The following is an 18,332-nucleotide window of genomic DNA, read 5'->3' on the forward strand; positions in this document are numbered from 1 at the left end:
TTTAGGAATAGAACGGAGGACATTATGTTTGTTGATCAGGTAAAAATATACGTAAAAGGCGGAGACGGAGGCAACGGTATGGTTGCTTTCCGCCGCGAAAAATATGTGCCAAAAGGAGGCCCTGCCGGAGGTGATGGCGGAAAAGGCGGAGACGTCGTTTTCAAAGTTGACGAAGGTCTCAGCACGCTGATGGATTTTAGATATCAAAGACATTTTAAGGCAGTGCGCGGAGAACACGGCATGTCTAAAAACCAGCACGGCCGAAATGCCGAAGACATGGTTGTAAAAGTCCCGCCCGGCACTGTTGTCATTGACGATGATACAAAGCAGGTCATCGCTGATCTAACGGAGCACGGACAGGAAGCCGTCATCGCAAAAGGAGGACGCGGCGGACGGGGCAATACCCGTTTTGCGACGCCTGCCAACCCGGCGCCGCAGCTTTCTGAAAACGGCGAACCCGGCAAGGAGCGCTATATCGTTCTCGAGCTGAAAGTTTTGGCCGATGTCGGTCTTGTCGGTTTCCCAAGCGTCGGAAAATCAACACTCCTGTCTGTCGTGTCTTCGGCCAAGCCGAAAATTGCCGATTACCACTTTACAACGCTGAATCCGAATCTCGGAATGGTCGAAACGGAAGACGGACGCAGCTTTGTAATGGCGGATCTTCCGGGACTGATTGAGGGGGCGCACGAAGGAGTTGGCCTCGGACACCAATTCCTCAGGCATATCGAAAGAACGCGCGTCATCGTCCACGTGATTGACATGTCGGGTCTTGAAGGGCGCGACCCGTATGAAGATTATGTGACCATCAATAAAGAGCTTGAACAGTATAATCTGAGGCTGACAGAACGTCCTCAAATTATTGTCGCCAATAAAATGGATATGCCGGATGCGGAAGAAAATCTGAAGGCTTTCAAAGAAAAGCTTACAGATGATTACCCTGTTTTTCCAATCAGTGCGGTGACCAGACAAGGCTTGAGGGATCTGCTGTTTGAAATTGCCGACCGTTTGGAAACGACGCCGGAATTCCCGCTCTACGACGAGGAAGACATGGCTGAAAACAGAGTCATGTATAAGCTTGAGGATGAGGAAGCGCCGTTTGAGATCAGCCGTGATCCTGACGGCACCTTCGTGCTCAGCGGAGCCAAGCTTGAACGCTTATTTAAAATGACGGATTTTTCAAGAGACGAGTCTGTTAAGCGTTTTGCCAGACAGCTTCGCGGAATGGGCGTTGATGATGCGCTTCGGGCCCGCGGTGCGAAAGACGGGGATACGATCCGTCTTCTCGAATTTGAATTTGAATTTATCGACTGATCATACCGGAGAGTTTGCCAAGCAAGCTCTCCGACTTTTAGCTGAAAGGAACACCTTTCCTTTCGCTGGATCAATGTAAAGGAATCAGGGTTTTTAAAAGGAGAGAAAAGTCTGTGAAAGAGGAGACCTTTTATCTTGTCAGGGAAGACGTGCTGCCGGAGGCAATGCGGAAAACACTTGAGGTCAAAAAGCTGATTGAGCGGAAAAAAGCGGAATCTGTAGCTGAAGCCGTCCAAAAGGTAGATTTGAGCCGAAGCGCTTTTTACAAGTATAGAGATGCGGTTTTTCCTTTTTATACGATGGTCAAGGAACAGATTATCACGCTTTTTTTTCATTTGGAGGACCGTTCGGGAACGCTGTCCCATCTGCTGCAAGTGGTAGCTGAATCGGGCTGCAATGTGCTGTCGATCCACCAGACCATCCCTCTTCAAGGAAGAGCGAATGTCACGCTGTCTGTCAGTACGAGAGGAATGGATGAGAATATCGATTTGCTGATGAACAAATTAAGAAAGCTGGAATTCGTAGAAAAGGTCGAAATACTAGGTTCGGGCGCTTAAAGGGAGAGAATGTCATATATCATGAGTATGAGAGTAGGTTATTTAGGTCCAGAAGCAACTTTTACGCACCTTGCTGTCTGCTCCTGCTTTTCAGATGCAGACCAGCAGGCATTTAACACGATACCCGCCTGTATGGATGCGGCGATGAACGGAGAGATCGATCTGGCTGTCGTCCCGCTTGAAAATGCGATTGAAGGATCGGTGAATTTGACAATAGACTACTTAATTCACGAACAGCCTCTTTATATTGTCGGAGAAATCACCGCTCCCATCCGTCAGCATTTGCTTGTGCATCCTACGAGAAAAGAGGCTTGGGAAGACATTCAGAAGGTTTATTCCCATTCCCATGCCATCGCGCAATGCCATAAATTTTTGCACAGCAAGTTTTGCTCCATTCCGTTTGAATATGCGACATCCACCGGAGCAGCTGCAAAATACGTGAGCGAAAATCCGGACGAGAACATCGGCGTGATCGCCAATGAAATGGCAGCCGATACGTATGGATTAGACATCGTCAAAAGAGATGTGCATGACTATGAATACAATCACACGAGATTTGTGATGCTTCATCCGGATCACGAGGCATCCCCGCCGGTCAATCCTCAGCTGAAGGGAAGGCCGAAAACGACTTTGCTGGTGACCCTTCCTTCGGACAGATCAGGGGCTCTCCACCAGGTGCTGTCGGCTTTCGCCTGGAGAAATTTGAATCTTTCTAAAATTGAATCGCGGCCGACAAAAACCGGTCTCGGCAATTATTTCTTCATTATTGATATTGAAATGGCACTTGACGACGTGCTGATTCCAGGTGCAATAGCTGAGCTTGAAGCTTTGGGCTGCAAGGTGAAAATGCTCGGAGCCTACAATGCATATACACTATAAAAGAAAGGTCCTTTGCGTCGATAACGGCAAAGGACCTTTTCTTTATTCGGGAATGAGGATGCCCGCTTTTTGGAGGGCGTCACAAGCTTGTTCGATCTTCTCTTCGTCATCTGCCTCCAATGTGTGGAGATGGATGCCGTTTGTCAGTTGAGACAGATAAGCGGCGTTTGTCGAAGAGATTTTTTTGACGAAATCCGAGACTTCTTTTCTTGTGCTGACCCTGATCGAAGCTGTTAAGTCGCCGTAGACCGGATGTTCAATCGTTACATCTTTCACCGTTACGCCAAAGTCGACGATCAGATTCAGTTCTTCTTCTGTTTTTTCCGGCTCGTGGTCACAGGCGATGATCCGCTGAACCGGCTGTTTTTTGCCGAGGGCCGACCGCAAATACATGTATCCTTGGCTTGTTGCGATGATCGGTTCGTTTTTTGCTTTTAATAAAGAAATGTCCTGTACGATGACCTGCCGTGAAACAGATGCTTTTTTCGCCAGTTCGCTTCCTGTCAGCGGAGCCTCAGACTCCTTCAGCCAGTCCAGCAGCTGCTGGCGCCGCTCAGCTCCCGTAAGTTTTATTCCGTCTGCCAATCCGATGGTCTCCTTTCTCATGCATCATATCTTCAAAAACGTCCAACAGCTGATCAACATGTTCGCTTGTCGTATCGCATCCGAACGAAATTCGAATGAATTGAAGCGCGAGCTCCCTTGGGATCAAAAGGGCTTTCATCGTATTCGAAGGCTCATGATAGCCCGCAGAACACGCGCTTCCGGTAGAAATGCAAATTCCTCTCCGATTACATTCCAGCATAGTATATTGTCCTTCAAAGGAATGAAAAAAACAACCTATAATATGCGGCAGAACATGAGAATTTACCGAATCCGGCACAGCAAGGGAGACGGGGAGCTTCCGGGTTTTTGCCCCTTCCAGAAAACGGGTGCGCAGCTCCTGATATTTGAGATACGCGGCATCCATACGGTTTATTGTCAACTCGGTAGCGGTAATGAAAGCGCCGATTCCGGGGACATTGACGGTGCCGCTCTTAAATCCGTTTTCATGCAAAGTGCCCGGGTAGACGGGTTTCCAGTTCACACCCGGCCGAATATAGACAGCCCCAACTCCTTTTGGGCCGTATACTTTATGGCTTGAGACAGATAGGGCATCAGCGCCGAGATCATCAACGCCGACCGGAATCTTGGCAAATGTTTGTACGCAGTCGCTGTGCAGGAGCACATCCCGCTTATGCAGATAAGCCGAGAGCTTTGCCAGGGGCTGGATGACGCCTGTTTCTGAATTGGCATGCTGAATCGAGACGAGACCTGTATCAGGGCGGAGGTGCCGTTCCAGTATCTCCGTTGTGATGATGCCTGAAGCATTCGGCTTCATCAAGTCGACTTCAATCCCCAGCATCTCAAGATGCTGTTTCAAAATGTGGATCGACTGATGTTCCATTTCTGCCATTAAAAAACGCTGCTTCCCGGCGGGGAGCCCATTTAAGATCGAGTGAATCGCCAAAAAATTGGCTTCGGTGCCGCCGCTCGTAAAATAAACGCCTTCTTCTTCACCTGATAAAAGTTCTGCCATCCTTTGGCGGCAGTAACGCAGAATGCTTTCGGCTTTCCCTCCCGCATCGTGCAGGCTGCTCGAATTTCCGTACACGTCTGTGCTCAGTTTTTGAAACGCGTCCAAAGCTTCTTTTGACACCGGTGTCGTCGCTGCATAATCAAGATAAATCACGGCTCTCGTCTCCCATTCTTTATAAAAAATACTTGAGTTTATTTTATCGATGTGTAAATATATGTGTCAAGACACATGTAAATTCACAGGGGGAGTCGATATGTCTCATCAGACGATTATTGTTGTCGGAGCAGGTGCCGCTGCGCTGTCTTTTGCTGCATCCATTCCGCCGTCTTATGAAGTGATTGTGATGACAAAAGCATCTGTAAAAGACAGCAATTCAACCCTTGCTCAGGGAGGAATTGCATCGGCTGTACTGCCTCGCGATTCCTGGTCAGCTCATGCGGACGACACGTTGTATGCCGGATGCGGCCACAACCAAATTGAAACGGTCCAAGATGCCATTAAAGACGGACAGCGCCTTGTTGATGAGCTGATCCTTCAGCATTTCCCTTTTGACACTGACGAATCTGGAAAGCTCAGCCTCGGAAAAGAAGGTGCACATTCGATGAACAGAATTTTACATGCCGGGGGAGACGCAACAGGACAGGCGCTGATCCGGCACTTAATCGGACGGCTCGGTCCTCACGTCGTGCTGAAAGAATACGAAATGGCGGCGGATTTATGGATTGAAGACGGACGCTGTTGTGGCGTCTGGACGAAAGACCGCCAGGGAAAGACTTTTCTCAGGAAAGCCGACTTTGTTGTGCTGGCGGCAGGAGGCTGCGGAAATCTATTTCAAATCAACACAAATAACCGTTCTGTGACAAGCGATGCGATCTCTTTGGCGTATCGGGCAGGAGCCGAGCTCGCAGATTTGGAATTCGTTCAATTTCATCCTACATTGCTCGTCAACGACGGGCGTGCACACGGGCTTGTTTCAGAAGCGGTGCGCGGTGAAGGTGCTGTATTGGTTGATGAAAGCGGAAAGCGGGTGATGGAAGGCATTCACCCCTTGCAGGATTTAGCGCCGCGGGACGTCGTATCTCGCGCGATTCACGAAAAGCTTGGCTGCGGAAACAGCGTATTTTTGGATATTTCTCGTATACCAAATTTTAAAAGCCGCTTCCCTACGATTTCCTCTCTTTGCGAAAAAGCCGGAATTTCCATTGAAGAAGGCCGGATTCCGGTTTCACCGGGCATGCATTTTTTAATGGGGGGCGTTTCTGTGAACAAATGGGGGGAAACGGCCGTTCCAAACCTTTATGTGATCGGTGAAGCCGCATGCACCGGCTTTCATGGCGCCAACCGTCTGGCAAGCAATTCTCTCTTGGAATGCATCGTCTTCGGAAGGAGAGCGGCGGATCGGATTCAAACTTGTCAAAAACCGGAGCCTGTCAAAGGCCAATCTCCTCAGCCTGAGAATGTGACGTATTCTGTTCCTCTGACAGATGTGAAGGATATTCAGAAACAAATGACGGATCATGCATCGATCGTGCGGACGGAGGATGAATTGGTGAAGGTGAAAGAATGGCTTGAACGATTGCCGGTTCAAATCGTAAATGTGAAAAAAATCACAAAAGAACAGCTTGAATTAGCTCATTTATGGCAGACTGCCAAACAGATGACAGCCTCAGCACTGCTTCGTACAGAAAGCAGAGGCGGCCATTACCGTTCAGATTGCCCGATCCCAGATGATAAAAACTGGCATGGCAAGCAAATCGTTCACACAAAAGGCGGGATCAAGATGAGACAAAACGAAGGGATTGTGAAATATGCAGCGGTTCATGCTTAGGAACATGCTTGAGGAATTTTTCAAGGAAGATATCGGCTGGGGGGATCTCACTTCAGAAGCCGTTTTTGATGACAATCAACAATGTGAAGCTGTCATCACAGCAAAGGATGACGGCTTGTTTGCAGGAGAATTAGTGATTCTGGAAGGCTTTCGGCTCCTTGATGAAACGATCGCCGTCCAAATGCTGAAAACAGATGGCGAAGCGGTTCATGAAGGGGAAACGATCGCGCGGCTCAAAGGTCGTGCAGCTTCCCTCATGACCGGCGAACGGGTCGTGCTGAATCTCATCCAAAGAATGTCGGGGATCGCCACATTAACAAAGCAGTCCGTGATCAGGCTGAATGATCCGGATATCGCGATTTGTGATACGAGAAAGACGACACCGGGCCTGCGCGTCCTTGAAAAATACGCGGTCAAAACCGGCGGGGGCTGCAATCACCGCTTTGGCTTGGACGGCGGCATTATGATTAAAGACAACCACATTGCCGCCTGCGGATCGATTTCAAAAGCGGTTGAAAGAGCACGGTTAGCGTGCGGCCATATGGTCAAGATCGAAGTGGAGATTGAGTCTGAACAAGAGCTCCATGAAGCGATTGCGGCTGGAGCCGATATCATTATGTTTGACAATTGCCCTCCTGAAACGGTGAAAGCATTTGCGGAAATGACACCCGCCGGCATTATTACGGAAGCTTCAGGCGGAATTTCATTTGAAAATCTCCCCGCATACAGGGGGACAGGAGTGCACTGTATTTCATTGGGCTACTTGACTCATTCGGCGAAAAGCCTTGATATCAGCATGAATGTTGATCTGAAAAAATAAGCGGGATTGGAGAGGTGACAGATGTCTATTTTAAATTTGATTCATGACAGGAACGCAGGCATGATGCCGGAGCTGTATAAAGAATTGACCGAAGAAGAAATGGCCGGAAGGATTTTGAAAATCAAAAAGAAATTCGGAGAAAGATTGTTTATCCCTGGGCACCACTATCAAAAAGACGAAGTGATCCAATTTGCGGACACGACGGGAGATTCGCTCCAGCTGGCACAAGTCGCCCAAAAAAATAAAAAAGCAGAATATATCGTGTTCTGCGGCGTACATTTTATGGCAGAAACAGCCGATATGCTCACTTCGGATGAACAGATTGTCGTTTTGCCGGACATGCGTGCAGGCTGTTCGATGGCCGATATGGCCAACATGCAGCAGACAAACCGCGCCTGGGAAGAGCTGATAGAGCTGTTTGGCGATACGGTCATTCCGCTCACATATGTCAATTCGACAGCGGAAATCAAAGCTTTTGTGGGAAGAAACGGGGGAGCAGCCGTGACATCCTCAAATGCGGCCCGCATGTTGACATGGGCGCTATCGCAAAAGGAGAGGATTTTATTTCTTCCGGATCAGCACTTGGGACGCAACACGGCATTTGACCTCGGCATTCCACTCAGCAGGATGGCGGTATGGGATCCAATTGCAGAAAAACTTGAGTATAACGGCGATTTGGAAGACATAAAAATCATTTTGTGGAAGGGGCATTGCTCTGTACACGAAAAATTTACCGTCGCGAATATCAAAAGCGTTAAAGAGCGGGATCCGGACATCAATGTTATCGTTCATCCGGAATGCACCCACGAAGTCGTCGCGCTCAGCGATTTCAGCGGGTCTACAAAAAAAATCATCGACACGATTAATGAAGCAAAACCGGGGAGCAAATGGGCGGTTGGAACAGAGATGAACCTTGTTTCACGCATCATTCAAGAACATCCTGATAAACAAATTGAATCCCTTAATCCTGATATGTGCCCTTGTTTGACAATGAACAGAATCGACATGCCGCATTTGCTGTGGTCGCTGGAGCAGATTGACAAAGGTGAACCGACAGGCGTGATCAAAGTTGATCAAAATATCGCAAAAGATGCCATTCTAGCGCTGAATCGGATGTTGACGACCCGTTAGCTTTTTGGAGAACAAGTTTTTATCATAACCCCTCCGCTATGCGCATAAATTTGTGGAGAAGCATATTTGTTATTCTCATCTGTTCGTTCACGTTTTTGCATAGGAGGGGAAAACGTTGAAAATTCATATTGTCCAAAAGGGCGATTCTCTGGAAAAAATCGCGGAAAGATATGAAGTGGACTTTGAAGAACTGAAAAAGCTGAATTCGCAGCTGAGCAATCCAGACTTGATTATGCCGGGCATGAAAATCAAAGTACCGTCAGGGGGAGTGCCGGTCAAAAAAGAAGAACAGCTCAATATGCGAAAAGAATTACCGAAAAAACAGCAGGAACATCCATTTGCAAAAGAAAAGCCGAAAAGCAAGCTTGATGTTGAAGATATAAAACCGAAAGAAAAGCCTTCGGTTCCTTATGTTCCGCCTGTCCCGAACATCGGGCAGTCAAGTTTGCCTGAAGGCGACATATCGAATTTTTATCAAAGCGTCAATCAGCTTCATCAGCCGTACGTACCTCCAAAACCTTATGAACATCAAGAGAAAGGCTCCAACATGTATAATCCATGGACAAATGAGGAGGAGAATCATATGGAAAATGTCAATTATCCGAATGTTCCGCAGCCGCCAAATGTCGGTGCAGCAGGTGATGAAAATAAGCAGTTTCACGGCATGCCGAATGTAGCTGCAGCGGGATATCATCACCATCCATATCCTTATCCGTTCTATCCTGGAGGATGCTGGATTCCTGTTTCACCGGTGCTGCCTGGATCGGGATTATGCCACCCTTGGCATCCATATCCTGCTCATATGCCTTACATGCATCAGCCTAGCTATGTATCTCCTGCTGAATATGACGGTGATGACAACATGGGGCATGACAATGCCGGTCATCACGGATATCATCATCAGCCGATGACTGCTCCGGCATATGCGCCTTATCAGCAGTTCCCGGGATTTGCACCGCCAAACGTCGGTCACGCGGGCGATCCTAATATGGCACACGGCAAAGAAGATGACTGCGGGTGCGGGCCAGGCCAATTCCCGGGAGGTTTTCCAGGTGCGGCGCCATATGGACAAATGCCGCAAATGGGAGCTCCGTACGGTATGGGCGGATACGGACAGCAGCAGCCTGCAGGCGGACAGATGTTTAACAGACCGGAAGATGATGAAGACTGATTCGGAATGGGACGATGATCTATCGTTCCTTTTTTATTGTCGACCGCTATAAACATTTTCATGCTTTCTAACGGACTGTCTATAACTGTCAAGGGTAACTCTTCGCATCCCGCACATCCTAAAAAAGAGCGTAATGCTCAAATTCAGCGGTTTTCACGGGGGGACTACCATTGGACAGCAAGCTTAAAGTGTTTTCGGGTATTTTGCTTTTGACAGCTGGTCTATCTGCCTGCGGAACGAACGACGCTATAGATAATGGAAACAATACGCGTCCGATCGGATATTATTCAAATGATGCAGATCGTAATGCCGGTCTTGATAATGAAGGTCCTGTTACAGAAATGCTTGAAAACATGAACGGGAGAAACGGTGCAACAAACGTGAACAATCGAGCGGGCAACGGCAATCCCGTTCCAACAGGCGATGGAACTTACAGCCGGGGAGACATGAATTATCACAACCATTTGGTGAATACGGCGGATACAGGCTATGACAGACCGGAAAATCGTAAAATCTCAAGGAATATCACTGGGCGCGTCAACAAATTGAATTATGTTGACGAAAGCCAGGCTGTCGTAACGAATGAAACGGTCATCATCGCGGTACGGTCAGATAAACGGCTGACAAATAACGAGAGAACTCAAATTAGAAAAGCAGCCAAAACGTTTGCTGGAGACCGGACCGTTCAAGTAGTAGAGGACGACGGCGCATTTACAAGGCTGCGCGAAATGAACGATGATCCTCAGAACATTAGGGATCGCGGAGACACGACGAATAACAACTTGAACCGCTTGCGCAACCAATAACAAGCTGGGAATTGCCGGGGATTCCCCGGCAATTTTTTTGTAAGCGTCCGGCCGATTTCTTTACAAAAACGGGGAAAACCGTATAAAGTGTACATAGAGACGAGAATTTTTTTGGAGGTAGAAGATATGGCTGGCCATTCTAAATGGAAAAATATTCAGAGAAGAAAAAATGCCCAGGATGCTAAACGCGGCAAAATTTTCATGAAGCTTGCCAAAGAAATATATGTAGCCGCAAAAGAAGGTGGAGCTGATCCCGAATCTAACGCAAGTCTGCGTCTCGTCATCGATAAAGCCAAAAATGCAAACATGCCAAATGACAACATCGACCGCGCCATCAAAAAAGCTTCCGGCAGCCAGGATGGAAAAAGCTACGAGGAAATTACGTATGAGGGCTACGGCCCAAGCGGGGTGGCTGTCATGGTCAAATGTTTGACAGATAATAAAAACCGGACGGCGACAAGCGTCAGAACCGCTTTCAGCAAAAACGGCGGCAGCTTGGGAGAAACAGGATGCGTTTCTTATATGTTCGACCGGAAAGGATATATTGCAATCGAGCGTGAAGATCTTGAGATAGATGAGGAAGAGTTTATGCTTGAGGTCATTGATGCCGGTGCCGAGGAGCTTGAAACGAGCGAAGAGCTTTTCGAGATTTATACAGAGCCCGAACAGTTTGAAGAAGTGAAGAAAAGCTTGGAGGAGCGCGGCTACCAAATGGCAACAGCCGAAATTACAATGGTTCCGCAAACCTATGCAGAAGTTGATGAAGCGCTTCAGGAAAAAGTCGAAAAGCTCATTGACGTACTTGAAGATGATGACGATGTGCAGGAAGTATATACGAACGTTCATTAAAGAAAAGGACGCCGCTCAAGATTAGCGGCGTCCTTTTCTGCATCATCAACCATTTAGCAGCCATATCAAGCTGCTGCGGAATCAAGATTTGATTGTTCATCATATATTGTGAAGGAATCTGTCATCATGAGAGGAGGTTCTATAAATGGCTGAACAGCGCAAAAATGAGAAGCCTTTCACGGCTATGGACGCCGGTGCGCAAGATCAGGAAACCGCTCAAATCATCGAAAAAATCAACAGCTTTATCACGGGATTTGGCCAATCCATCAATGAGCTGGTTCAGAAAAACAGCGGCATCGATCTGAGAGAGGCCGACCTCACAAAAAGCGAAAATGCAGAGATTAATCAAGCGGTCCAAAATATCATCAGCGAATACATTCAAAATATCAACAGCCTGAATGCTGATCTTAACGGAAAGATCGGTGAATCGATCAACGGCATCGTCACAAGCAAAGATCAAAAAGATGTTTAAACATTTGACAGCATGACATGTATTGCCGGCGAAGCTCTATTCAGCCTTGCCGGCAAGTTTTTTTATACATATAAAAATGCTGAAGTGAAAACCGATCGGGCTGTAACGCTCAAATGCTTTTTTTCATGCCGCAGCGCCGACATTCGCGCAAAAACTGCCCGTTTTTTACAGAGCTTTTAAACAGGGTGTAATCACAATTGTCGCATCGTCCGTGGCGGACATCTGGATATTGATTGTAATCATAAACTTGTGTCAGGTCGTAGCCTTTTGTTTCATATTCTGTTTCCATGTTTTATCACCTGCATTTTTATTGTCGGTATTAGGATAACAGAACGGAGAGAAAAAGAAAATATAACATCTGCAGCCGGCAGACGCAGCTGATTTTTACTTTTATCAAACCGTATACCCCGTTCCTGATAGAACGCCTCATTCTCAAGCGGGATGGGCTGTGGGGAAAACCATGCAACCAGAGACGCGTATAGTTATGAGATTTTCTTCTTAAAATTTATCAATCTTTTAAACTAATGAAAAAGTATTGTTTTAATAAAATTATTTAAATTTTTATTTTTTATCAAACTTATTCATAATTGAACGCGTCATGTCTAAAGCGTAAAATAACTGTGTCACAAAAAAGCCAAATATACAATGAGGCATGAAGGACATGCTTAGAAATCGAAAGGTAGTGTAAAAGGGGAATAATCAATGAAGAAAAAAGTACTCATCTACTTGGTGATCGCAGCAGTGATGATAAATGGTGTATACAGGTGGTCTGAAAAAACAACCCGGGAGAACTATCAGATCCAGGCCGGGGACAGATACAAGAACTTCAAGGAATTGCAGGAACACGAAAAAAGCGGCTATGACATTGAGTATCATGAAAAAGCGGGAAGCGACTGTTTAATCTTTTCGCCTCACGGAGGAAGAATAGAAGGCGGAGTGAGCGAGCTTGTCCGAGCTTTCAAAGATGATTATTCAACTTATTTATTCGAAGGAAAAAAGGATGAGAACAACTCCGATCTTCATATTACAAGCACAAACTTTGACGAGCCTCTGGCATTGCAGAAAATCAAAGAACACCGCTATACCATCGCATTTCACGGCTATTCTGGCGACCGCCCGCACACGCTTGTGGGAGGAACGGACAGAAAGCTGGCAAAAGCTATCGTCAAATCGCTGAAGAAGTCTGACTTTTCCGCAGAATTGGTCAAAGTGGACGGGAAATTTGCAGGAACTGCTGAGGAAAACATCAATAATGAAAGCCAGACAGGAATGAGCGTGCAGCTTGAAATCAGCACGGCCCAAAGGAAAGAGTTTTTCGAAGACTTTTCTTATAAAGAGAGGGAGGAGACAAAAACGAGAACATTCCGCAAATATGTCAAGGCGGTCCGAAGGGTGCTGCAGGATAGATGCTGAAAATGGAAACTCGTGTTATTCTGTGTATGAACTGCTAAAACATGAAGGAGGAATAAAAGAATGGAACGGAAAGACCGCATCGTTCAGGAATTTATGTCCCACCGCCTGGTGACAGAAGAACTGATTCAAAAGATTGATGAAAAACATCTCGATTACAAACCGACTGAAACGTCAATGCCTGCGAAGGAACTTGTCACGCATATGCTGCAATCTTTCTATGTCTTTGCATCGGCGGCAAAGGAAGGGAACGGTGAGCCTTTTAAAAAGAAGCCGGAAGAAACAGGGGCAAGCCTGAGCGAGCTCGCCAAAACGTATACAGAAAAAACAAAAAAGCTGCTTGAATCTTTTACGGATGAAGAATTGGATCGTGAAGTTGATTTGACCGGTGTCTTCGGACGAAAAATAGCCGGCGAACAGCTGCTGCAACTCGCGATCGGACACGAAATTCATCACAAAGGCAATCTGTTTGTTTATGTGCGTGAAATGGGACACACGGATCTGCCTTTGTACGTAAAGATTCATTGATCCCGGGAGCCTGAATATAAACCCTCCTTGAAAGAAAACCGGTTAAAAAGGAATACGAAAGCAGCCGGGAGTACACATTATAAGTAAAAGCTAAAGGAGGGTGTCAGGATGAATACGCAGCGTGCCCAGGAAATCGTCGAATCACCCGACATGGTTGATGTTACTTATAACGGCAGGCCGATTTATATTCAGCGTGTCAACGAACAAAATGAAACCGCAAGAATCTTTCCGCTCGGCCAGCCGGAGAACGAGCAGGAAGTACCGCTCGCAAATTTGGAAGAACATTAAAAAGCAACCCCTTCTGATGAAGGGGTTTTGTTTTGTATTTGACCATTATATAACCATCAAAAAAACACCCGAAAGCCCGAGTGTTTAATTTATAATTTTCGCAAGGCCTCTTACTGCCAACCTCAGCACATAAAACAACGGCTCAAGCAAATCAACGAGATAAAGATAATCCCATTTGTCATCATTTCGTTTATTTTTTTTCTTCAACAGTTGTTTCTCCTTTCTTGACGGTAATGGGGTTATTTCATATACGGGCATGCTTCCTTTAAGTTTCAGATTACGGGTGAAATTTGTTTTTTCTGGAGGCCCATTGTTTTTTAAGCCAGCTTTTTTTATAAAGATAAGCGATCAATTCCATCCACAGCTTAGGAAGCCTCTGCGGGAAACGGCTTTTTTTGTAAATGGTTTGATAGGCTGTTTTTAAGTCATCCCATTGTCTGCATTCTTTCGTCTGCAAAAACCTGGCGACATCGATGACTTTGATTGTTCCAGACGGCGTCAATATCAGGTTTCGGAGGTGGATATCGGATGGATTCAACCCTTTCCGCCTCGCATCGTTCAATGCGCGGTCGACCTCGCAGATCATGTCATCATCGATCGGAATGCCTTTGTTTAAACACTCATAAAAAGTGTATCCTTTAATATACTCCATTAATATATATGATGGCCCTGTTTCATATATATCAGGATAATAATTCGAATCAGAAAGCTTTTTGTAAATCTCAGCTTCCCTTGCGGCAATGTTCTTAAATTCGGGAAAAAAGACTTTAAGAGCCATTTCCCTGCCCTCTTCAGTCAGCTTAAAAACGTATGCGCTCCTGCCTTTCCCGATCAACTCCAGGTCATCGGGTTTTTGGACAAGTTTGTTGAACTTTTTTTTCGTATCATACTTTACGGCTTCTGCATAGGTTTGCGCCTTTTTCACGCTGAGCTCACCTTCTTTTTAAGGGCTGGTTTCAAACGAAAAACTCTCTATAATGTTGTTTATACATGAGAACGGGCGGTTTTGCACCTTAAATGCTTTTGAGTTCTTCATATTGGTTTGAAAATGTAACATTCGTAAACCGGTTGTCATCTAAAAAGAGATCGCTTGCTTTTTTAGATTAATTTTTAAAAGCGTTGGTCAAACTATAGATATGATCGTTAAGGCAAAAAAGAAGGTGATATTGATGAACAGCCGAAGCAAGTTCAAAATCGGTTTATTGCTTATTGGAAGTCTGCTGGCCGCGCTCAGCTTTCACCTGGAGGCCTTGGCCGAAAAGCCGGCTAAAGTTCAAATCCAGCTTGAAAAGGTTTATCTGGATGGAGACGTTGGAATCGAAAATAAAGTAGAGGCCGCTCGTACACTGGAAGACTTTAAAGCTGCCTATAAAGGGTGGCAGCTTATCGATCAGAAAAAGGGGTTTATTCTGTTTCGCAAACAGGTGGACGACATTTCTCCCCTCAGCAAAACAAACGGTTATATCGGAGTGACGGAAGACGGCGTAATTTCGACTTTTCACGGCCGCCCTGGCATATTATCAGAACCGATTCAATCGTTTTTTCAGATTGATATAAAGCGCCTGGAAAGTCGGATGGCGGATGATTTGCGCAAAGGGATACCATACCGCACGAAAAAGGAATTTGAACATGTCATTGAAGCCGTAAAATCATCCGGAAGCCAACATCATGTAAAAGATATGAAGACATGACGCTGTTATGTCTTTTTTCAGCTGCAAACAGAACCCTTTTTTAGCGAACATATGTTAACTTTTTCATTCTAGCTTTGCCTGTTTTGTGTTACAATGAAGAGCAGTCAAAGAGGTGAATGAACGTTGATCGAATTCGTAAAAGGGACGATTGATTATGTATCGCCCCAATATATTGTCATTGAAAACGGCGGGATCGGCTATCAGATCTTTACGCCAAATCCGTTTATTTATAAGAAAAACAGCAAAGAAACAATCTATACATACCATTATGTAAGAGAAGACACAAATGCGCTGTACGGCTTTTCAACAAGGGAAGAAAAGATGCTGTTTACGAAAATGCTGAATGTTACGGGAATCGGCCCAAAAGGAGCGCTTGCGATCCTCGCCTCCGGCGATCCGGGAGCGGTGATTGAAGCGATCGAGAATGAGGACGAAGCATTTCTCGTCAAATTCCCCGGCGTAGGCAAAAAAACGGCAAGGCAGATCATCCTTGATCTGAAAGGGAAGCTTGCAGATGCTGTTCCTGACATCGCGGCCGATCTGTTTAACCATGAAGAGCGGGAGCAAATTCATGAAGCGGAAACGGCTCTTGAGGAGGCGCTTGAAGCATTGAGGGCGCTCGGCTATTCCGACCGGGAAATTAAAAAAGTCCAGCCTCATTTGAAAAAGGAAGAGGCGCTTTCGACGGATCAATACGTTAAAAAAGCATTGCAAAAATTGTTAAAGTAAGGTGATATCATGGATGAGCGGCTTGTATCAAGTGAACTAGACAACCATGAATCAGCGATTGAGCAAAGTCTGCGTCCGCAAAGACTGGCGCAGTATATCGGCCAGGAAAAAGTGAAAGATAACCTCAAGGTTTTCATCGAAGCTGCGAAAATGCGGGAGGAAACCCTTGATCATGTCTTATTGTACGGGCCGCCGGGATTGGGAAAAACGACGCTCGCCGCGATCATCGCCAACGAAATGGGAGTCAATCTCAGAACGACGTCAGGTCCGGCAATCGAGCGCCCCGGCGATTTGGCGGCGATATTAACGGCTCTGGAGCCAGGTGACGTTTTATTTATTGACGAGATCCACCGCCTGCACCGTTCGATCGAAGAGGTGCTGTACCCTGCGATGGAAGATTTCTGCCTTGATATCGTGATCGGCAAAGGACCGTCGGCACGTTCTGTGAGGCTCGATCTTCCTCCTTTTACCCTTGTCGGCGCGACCACAAGGGTCGGGCTGTTAACCGCGCCTCTCAGGGACAGGTTCGGCGTTCTGTCGAGGCTTGAGTATTACACGCGTGACGAGCTTTCGGAAATCGTGATCAGAACGGCAGAGCTGTTTGAAGTCGACATCGATTCGCTCTCGGCTCTCGAAATCGCGAGACGGTCACGAGGGACGCCGCGGATTGCCAACAGGCTTTTGAGGAGGGTCCGGGATTTTGCCCAAGTGCTTGGAAACAGCTCCATCACGGAGGAAGTGGCGGTTGATGCGCTTGAACGCCTCCAGGTTGATAAACTCGGGCTTGACCATATCGACCGCAAGCTTTTGCTGGGCATGATCGAAAAATTTGGCGGCGGTCCCGTCGGCATCGATACAATTTCGGCTACCATCGGTGAGGAATCTCACACGATTGAGGATGTGTATGAGCCGTATCTTCTTCAAATCGGTTTTATTCAAAGAACGCCGCGGGGACGCATCGTAACCCCTGATGTTTACAGCCACTTTAAAATGGAGGTTCCGAACCATGACTGAATTTCCAAAGATTTTAATGGTGCTGGGCGCCGTCATTTTTGGCATCGGTTTATTCATGCAAGTCATCGGCAGGCTTCCCGGCGATATTTTTGTGAAAAAGGGAAACGTGACGTTTTTCTTTCCGGTTGTTACATGCATTGTCATCAGCATCATTCTGTCCGTGGTGTTTTCGTTTTTCGGACGAATGAAATGATGCGAAATTCAAGTCTATAGATAGAGTAAGGTGAAAAAAGATGAAAGTAGAATTATTCGATTTTGACTTGCCTGAACGCCTCATCGCACAGGTTCCTTTAAAAGAGCGGGATGCGTCCAGGCTGATGGTGCTGGATAAAAAAACAGGGGAGATCACTCACAGTACGTTTAAGCACGTGATTGATTTTCTGAACGCGGGCGATTGCATCGTGCTGAACGATACGAGGGTGCTTCCGGCCCGCTTGTACGGAGTCAAGGAAGAGACGGGAGCAAAGGTTGAAGTTCTTCTGTTAAAACAGGAGGAAGGGGACGTCTGGGAAACGCTTGTCAAACCCGCTAAACGGGTCAAGCGAGGAACTGTTCTTTCGTTTGGAGACGGCCGTCTAACGGCGGTCTGCACAGAAGAGCTCGAGCACGGCGGAAGAAAAATTGAATTCCGCTATGAAGGGATTTTTTATGAGGTGCTCGAATCGCTCGGTGAAATGCCTCTGCCTCCTTATATTAAAGAACAGCTCGATGACAGGGAGCGCTATCAGACGGTTTACTCAAAGAAACAAGGATCGGCGGCTGCGCCGACGGCCGGGCTGCATTTTACGGAAGAGATTCTCGATGCGCTCAGGAAAAAAGGCGTGCATATTGCGTTTATTACCCTTCATGTCGGACTCGGGACATTCCGGCCTGTCAGTGCGGAAAATGTAGAGGAACACGACATGCATGCCGAGTTTTATGAAATGTCGGAAGAAACGGCAGCATTGTTAAACCGCGTCAGACAGGATGGCGGAAGGATCATTTCCGTCGGCACGACATCGACGAGAACGCTAGAGACCATCGCTTCCGAGCATGACGGCCGCTTCCGGGAAGCGAGAGGCTGGACATCGATTTTTATCTATCCCGGCTACACATTCCGGGCGATAGACGGGATGATTACCAATTTCCATCTTCCGAAATCGTCCCTCATTATGCTTGTCAGCGCGCTCGCAGGCAGAGAGCATGTGCTTTCCGCCTACCGGACCGCAGTGGAACACGAATACCGCTTCTTCAGCTTTGGAGATGCCATGTTGATCAAATAAAATTCAA

General features: G+C 46.7%; 22 protein-coding genes. 18 read left to right on the forward strand and 4 right to left on the reverse strand.

Translation table 11 applies throughout. From position 1 onward, the window contains the following. The first annotated feature begins 24 nt into the window (after positions 1 to 24). From obgE to pheA, 3 genes are all read left to right on the forward strand, one after another. A complete protein-coding gene (gene obgE, locus H2R00_RS00720) occupies positions 25 to 1,311 on the forward strand; it encodes a GTPase ObgE (protein WP_043925402.1) in 1,287 nt (428 codons plus the stop codon). A gap of 113 nt (positions 1,312 to 1,424) precedes the next feature. After that, on the forward strand, positions 1,425 to 1,868 hold the full coding sequence (locus H2R00_RS00725) for an ACT domain-containing protein (RefSeq protein ID WP_003184018.1): 444 nt from the start codon (positions 1,425 to 1,427) through the stop codon (positions 1,866 to 1,868). A 27-nt stretch (positions 1,869 to 1,895) separates the two neighbouring features. Then, entirely contained in the window at positions 1,896 to 2,747 is an 852-nt protein-coding gene (gene pheA / locus H2R00_RS00730; RefSeq protein WP_182070997.1) for a prephenate dehydratase, read from the forward strand. 42 nt (positions 2,748 to 2,789) lie between these two features. On the opposite strand, the gene H2R00_RS00735 is transcribed toward pheA, so the two are convergent. Together H2R00_RS00735 and H2R00_RS00740 are read right to left on the reverse strand one after the other, a co-directional pair. After that, positions 2,790 to 3,353, reverse strand: coding sequence for a transcription repressor NadR (locus H2R00_RS00735; protein WP_411802384.1), 564 nt, complete (start codon positions 3,351 to 3,353; stop codon positions 2,790 to 2,792). Next, a complete protein-coding gene (locus tag H2R00_RS00740) occupies positions 3,301 to 4,479 on the reverse strand; it encodes an IscS subfamily cysteine desulfurase (RefSeq protein ID WP_182070283.1) in 1,179 nt (392 codons plus the stop codon). Before H2R00_RS00740 ends, H2R00_RS00735 begins: the two co-directional genes overlap by 53 nt. A 100-nt stretch (positions 4,480 to 4,579) precedes the next feature. Between H2R00_RS00740 and nadB the strand changes: the two genes are divergently transcribed. The 7 genes from nadB to H2R00_RS00775 all read left to right on the forward strand — a co-directional run bounded on the left by nadB (position 4,580) and on the right by H2R00_RS00775 (position 11,403). Continuing rightward, entirely contained in the window at positions 4,580 to 6,154 is a 1,575-nt protein-coding gene (gene nadB / locus H2R00_RS00745) for an L-aspartate oxidase (RefSeq protein ID WP_182070284.1), read from the forward strand. Continuing rightward, the gene (nadC, locus tag H2R00_RS00750; protein WP_182070285.1) at positions 6,135 to 6,974 is read left to right on the forward strand and encodes a carboxylating nicotinate-nucleotide diphosphorylase; all 840 of its coding nucleotides are present in this window, start codon (positions 6,135 to 6,137) and stop codon (positions 6,972 to 6,974) included. Before nadB ends, nadC begins: the two co-directional genes overlap by 20 nt. A gap of 21 nt (positions 6,975 to 6,995) precedes the next feature. Beyond that, positions 6,996 to 8,105 (forward strand): quinolinate synthase NadA, encoded by a 1,110-nt coding sequence (gene nadA, locus H2R00_RS00755; protein ID WP_182070286.1) that lies wholly within the window; start codon positions 6,996 to 6,998, stop codon positions 8,103 to 8,105. Between the two features lie 115 nt (positions 8,106 to 8,220). Further along, a complete protein-coding gene (safA, locus tag H2R00_RS00760) occupies positions 8,221 to 9,276 on the forward strand; it encodes a SafA/ExsA family spore coat assembly protein (protein ID WP_154995833.1) in 1,056 nt (351 codons plus the stop codon). A 170-nt stretch (positions 9,277 to 9,446) separates the two neighbouring features. Continuing rightward, positions 9,447 to 10,082 (forward strand): YhcN/YlaJ family sporulation lipoprotein, encoded by a 636-nt coding sequence (locus tag H2R00_RS00765; RefSeq protein ID WP_154995830.1) that lies wholly within the window; start codon positions 9,447 to 9,449, stop codon positions 10,080 to 10,082. A 126-nt stretch (positions 10,083 to 10,208) separates the two neighbouring features. Further along, positions 10,209 to 10,931 (forward strand): YebC/PmpR family DNA-binding transcriptional regulator, encoded by a 723-nt coding sequence (locus H2R00_RS00770; RefSeq protein ID WP_154995828.1) that lies wholly within the window; start codon positions 10,209 to 10,211, stop codon positions 10,929 to 10,931. A gap of 145 nt (positions 10,932 to 11,076) precedes the next feature. Next, the gene (locus H2R00_RS00775) at positions 11,077 to 11,403 is read left to right on the forward strand and encodes a hypothetical protein (protein ID WP_154995827.1); all 327 of its coding nucleotides are present in this window, start codon (positions 11,077 to 11,079) and stop codon (positions 11,401 to 11,403) included. 109 nt (positions 11,404 to 11,512) lie between these two features. Here the strand turns inward: H2R00_RS00775 and H2R00_RS00780 are convergent, their stop codons facing one another. Next, positions 11,513 to 11,692 carry a DUF8096 family protein gene (locus tag H2R00_RS00780; RefSeq protein WP_182070287.1) on the reverse strand — a complete coding sequence of 60 codons (180 nt, stop codon included), beginning with the start codon at positions 11,690 to 11,692 and terminating at the stop codon, positions 11,513 to 11,515. Positions 11,693 to 12,105: 413 nt separating this feature from the next. On the opposite strand from H2R00_RS00780, the gene H2R00_RS00785 reads away from it, so the two are divergent. From H2R00_RS00785 to H2R00_RS00795, 3 genes are all read left to right on the forward strand, one after another. Further along, the gene (locus H2R00_RS00785; protein ID WP_154995824.1) at positions 12,106 to 12,816 is read left to right on the forward strand and encodes a poly-gamma-glutamate hydrolase family protein; all 711 of its coding nucleotides are present in this window, start codon (positions 12,106 to 12,108) and stop codon (positions 12,814 to 12,816) included. 60 nt (positions 12,817 to 12,876) lie between these two features. Next, positions 12,877 to 13,341 (forward strand): DinB family protein, encoded by a 465-nt coding sequence (locus H2R00_RS00790; protein ID WP_182070288.1) that lies wholly within the window; start codon positions 12,877 to 12,879, stop codon positions 13,339 to 13,341. 108 nt (positions 13,342 to 13,449) lie between these two features. After that, positions 13,450 to 13,629: a small acid-soluble spore protein H gene (locus H2R00_RS00795; RefSeq protein ID WP_154995820.1), complete on the forward strand. Its 180-nt coding sequence runs from the start codon at positions 13,450 to 13,452 to the stop codon at positions 13,627 to 13,629. A 277-nt stretch (positions 13,630 to 13,906) separates the two neighbouring features. On the opposite strand, the gene H2R00_RS00800 is transcribed toward H2R00_RS00795, so the two are convergent. Then, a complete protein-coding gene (locus H2R00_RS00800; RefSeq protein WP_154995818.1) occupies positions 13,907 to 14,554 on the reverse strand; it encodes a protein kinase family protein in 648 nt (215 codons plus the stop codon). A 244-nt stretch (positions 14,555 to 14,798) separates the two neighbouring features. Between H2R00_RS00800 and H2R00_RS00805 the strand changes: the two genes are divergently transcribed. The 5 genes from H2R00_RS00805 to queA all read left to right on the forward strand — a co-directional run bounded on the left by H2R00_RS00805 (position 14,799) and on the right by queA (position 18,325). Then, positions 14,799 to 15,320, forward strand: coding sequence for an intercompartmental signaling factor BofC (locus tag H2R00_RS00805; protein ID WP_154995816.1), 522 nt, complete (start codon positions 14,799 to 14,801; stop codon positions 15,318 to 15,320). Between the two features lie 123 nt (positions 15,321 to 15,443). Then, positions 15,444 to 16,049: a Holliday junction branch migration protein RuvA gene (gene ruvA / locus H2R00_RS00810; RefSeq protein WP_154995814.1), complete on the forward strand. Its 606-nt coding sequence runs from the start codon at positions 15,444 to 15,446 to the stop codon at positions 16,047 to 16,049. A gap of 9 nt (positions 16,050 to 16,058) precedes the next feature. Further along, the gene (gene ruvB, locus H2R00_RS00815; RefSeq protein WP_043925416.1) at positions 16,059 to 17,063 is read left to right on the forward strand and encodes a Holliday junction branch migration DNA helicase RuvB; all 1,005 of its coding nucleotides are present in this window, start codon (positions 16,059 to 16,061) and stop codon (positions 17,061 to 17,063) included. Further along, positions 17,056 to 17,256 (forward strand): DUF2905 domain-containing protein, encoded by a 201-nt coding sequence (locus tag H2R00_RS00820; protein WP_003183984.1) that lies wholly within the window; start codon positions 17,056 to 17,058, stop codon positions 17,254 to 17,256. Before ruvB ends, H2R00_RS00820 begins: the two co-directional genes overlap by 8 nt. A gap of 40 nt (positions 17,257 to 17,296) precedes the next feature. Continuing rightward, positions 17,297 to 18,325 carry a tRNA preQ1(34) S-adenosylmethionine ribosyltransferase-isomerase QueA gene (queA, locus tag H2R00_RS00825; protein WP_182070289.1) on the forward strand — a complete coding sequence of 343 codons (1,029 nt, stop codon included), beginning with the start codon at positions 17,297 to 17,299 and terminating at the stop codon, positions 18,323 to 18,325. Positions 18,326 to 18,332: the final 7 nt, after the last annotated feature.

Source organism: Bacillus haynesii, assembly GCF_014042035.1.
Lineage (GTDB): Bacteria > Bacillota > Bacilli > Bacillales > Bacillaceae > Bacillus > Bacillus haynesii.

Excerpts from the sequence above, each read along its gene's own strand:
- obgE (WP_043925402.1), top strand. The coding sequence starts at position 25 with ATGTTTGTTGATCAGGTAAAAATATACGTAAAAGGCGGAGACGGAGGC.
- pheA (WP_182070997.1), top strand. The coding sequence starts at position 1,896 with ATGAGAGTAGGTTATTTAGGTCCAGAAGCAACTTTTACGCACCTTGCT.
- H2R00_RS00735 (WP_411802384.1), bottom strand. The coding sequence starts at position 3,353 with ATGAGAAAGGAGACCATCGGATTGGCAGACGGAATAAAACTTACGGGA.
- nadB (WP_182070284.1), top strand. The coding sequence starts at position 4,580 with ATGTCTCATCAGACGATTATTGTTGTCGGAGCAGGTGCCGCTGCGCTG.
- nadC (WP_182070285.1), top strand. The coding sequence starts at position 6,135 with ATGCAGCGGTTCATGCTTAGGAACATGCTTGAGGAATTTTTCAAGGAA.
- nadA (WP_182070286.1), top strand. The coding sequence starts at position 6,996 with ATGTCTATTTTAAATTTGATTCATGACAGGAACGCAGGCATGATGCCG.
- H2R00_RS00770 (WP_154995828.1), top strand. The coding sequence starts at position 10,209 with ATGGCTGGCCATTCTAAATGGAAAAATATTCAGAGAAGAAAAAATGCC.
- H2R00_RS00775 (WP_154995827.1), top strand. The coding sequence starts at position 11,077 with ATGGCTGAACAGCGCAAAAATGAGAAGCCTTTCACGGCTATGGACGCC.
- H2R00_RS00780 (WP_182070287.1), bottom strand. The coding sequence starts at position 11,692 with ATGGAAACAGAATATGAAACAAAAGGCTACGACCTGACACAAGTTTAT.
- H2R00_RS00785 (WP_154995824.1), top strand. The coding sequence starts at position 12,106 with ATGAAGAAAAAAGTACTCATCTACTTGGTGATCGCAGCAGTGATGATA.
- H2R00_RS00790 (WP_182070288.1), top strand. The coding sequence starts at position 12,877 with ATGGAACGGAAAGACCGCATCGTTCAGGAATTTATGTCCCACCGCCTG.
- H2R00_RS00795 (WP_154995820.1), top strand. The coding sequence starts at position 13,450 with ATGAATACGCAGCGTGCCCAGGAAATCGTCGAATCACCCGACATGGTT.
- H2R00_RS00805 (WP_154995816.1), top strand. The coding sequence starts at position 14,799 with ATGAACAGCCGAAGCAAGTTCAAAATCGGTTTATTGCTTATTGGAAGT.
- ruvB (WP_043925416.1), top strand. The coding sequence starts at position 16,059 with ATGGATGAGCGGCTTGTATCAAGTGAACTAGACAACCATGAATCAGCG.
- H2R00_RS00820 (WP_003183984.1), top strand. The coding sequence starts at position 17,056 with ATGACTGAATTTCCAAAGATTTTAATGGTGCTGGGCGCCGTCATTTTT.
- queA (WP_182070289.1), top strand. The coding sequence starts at position 17,297 with ATGAAAGTAGAATTATTCGATTTTGACTTGCCTGAACGCCTCATCGCA.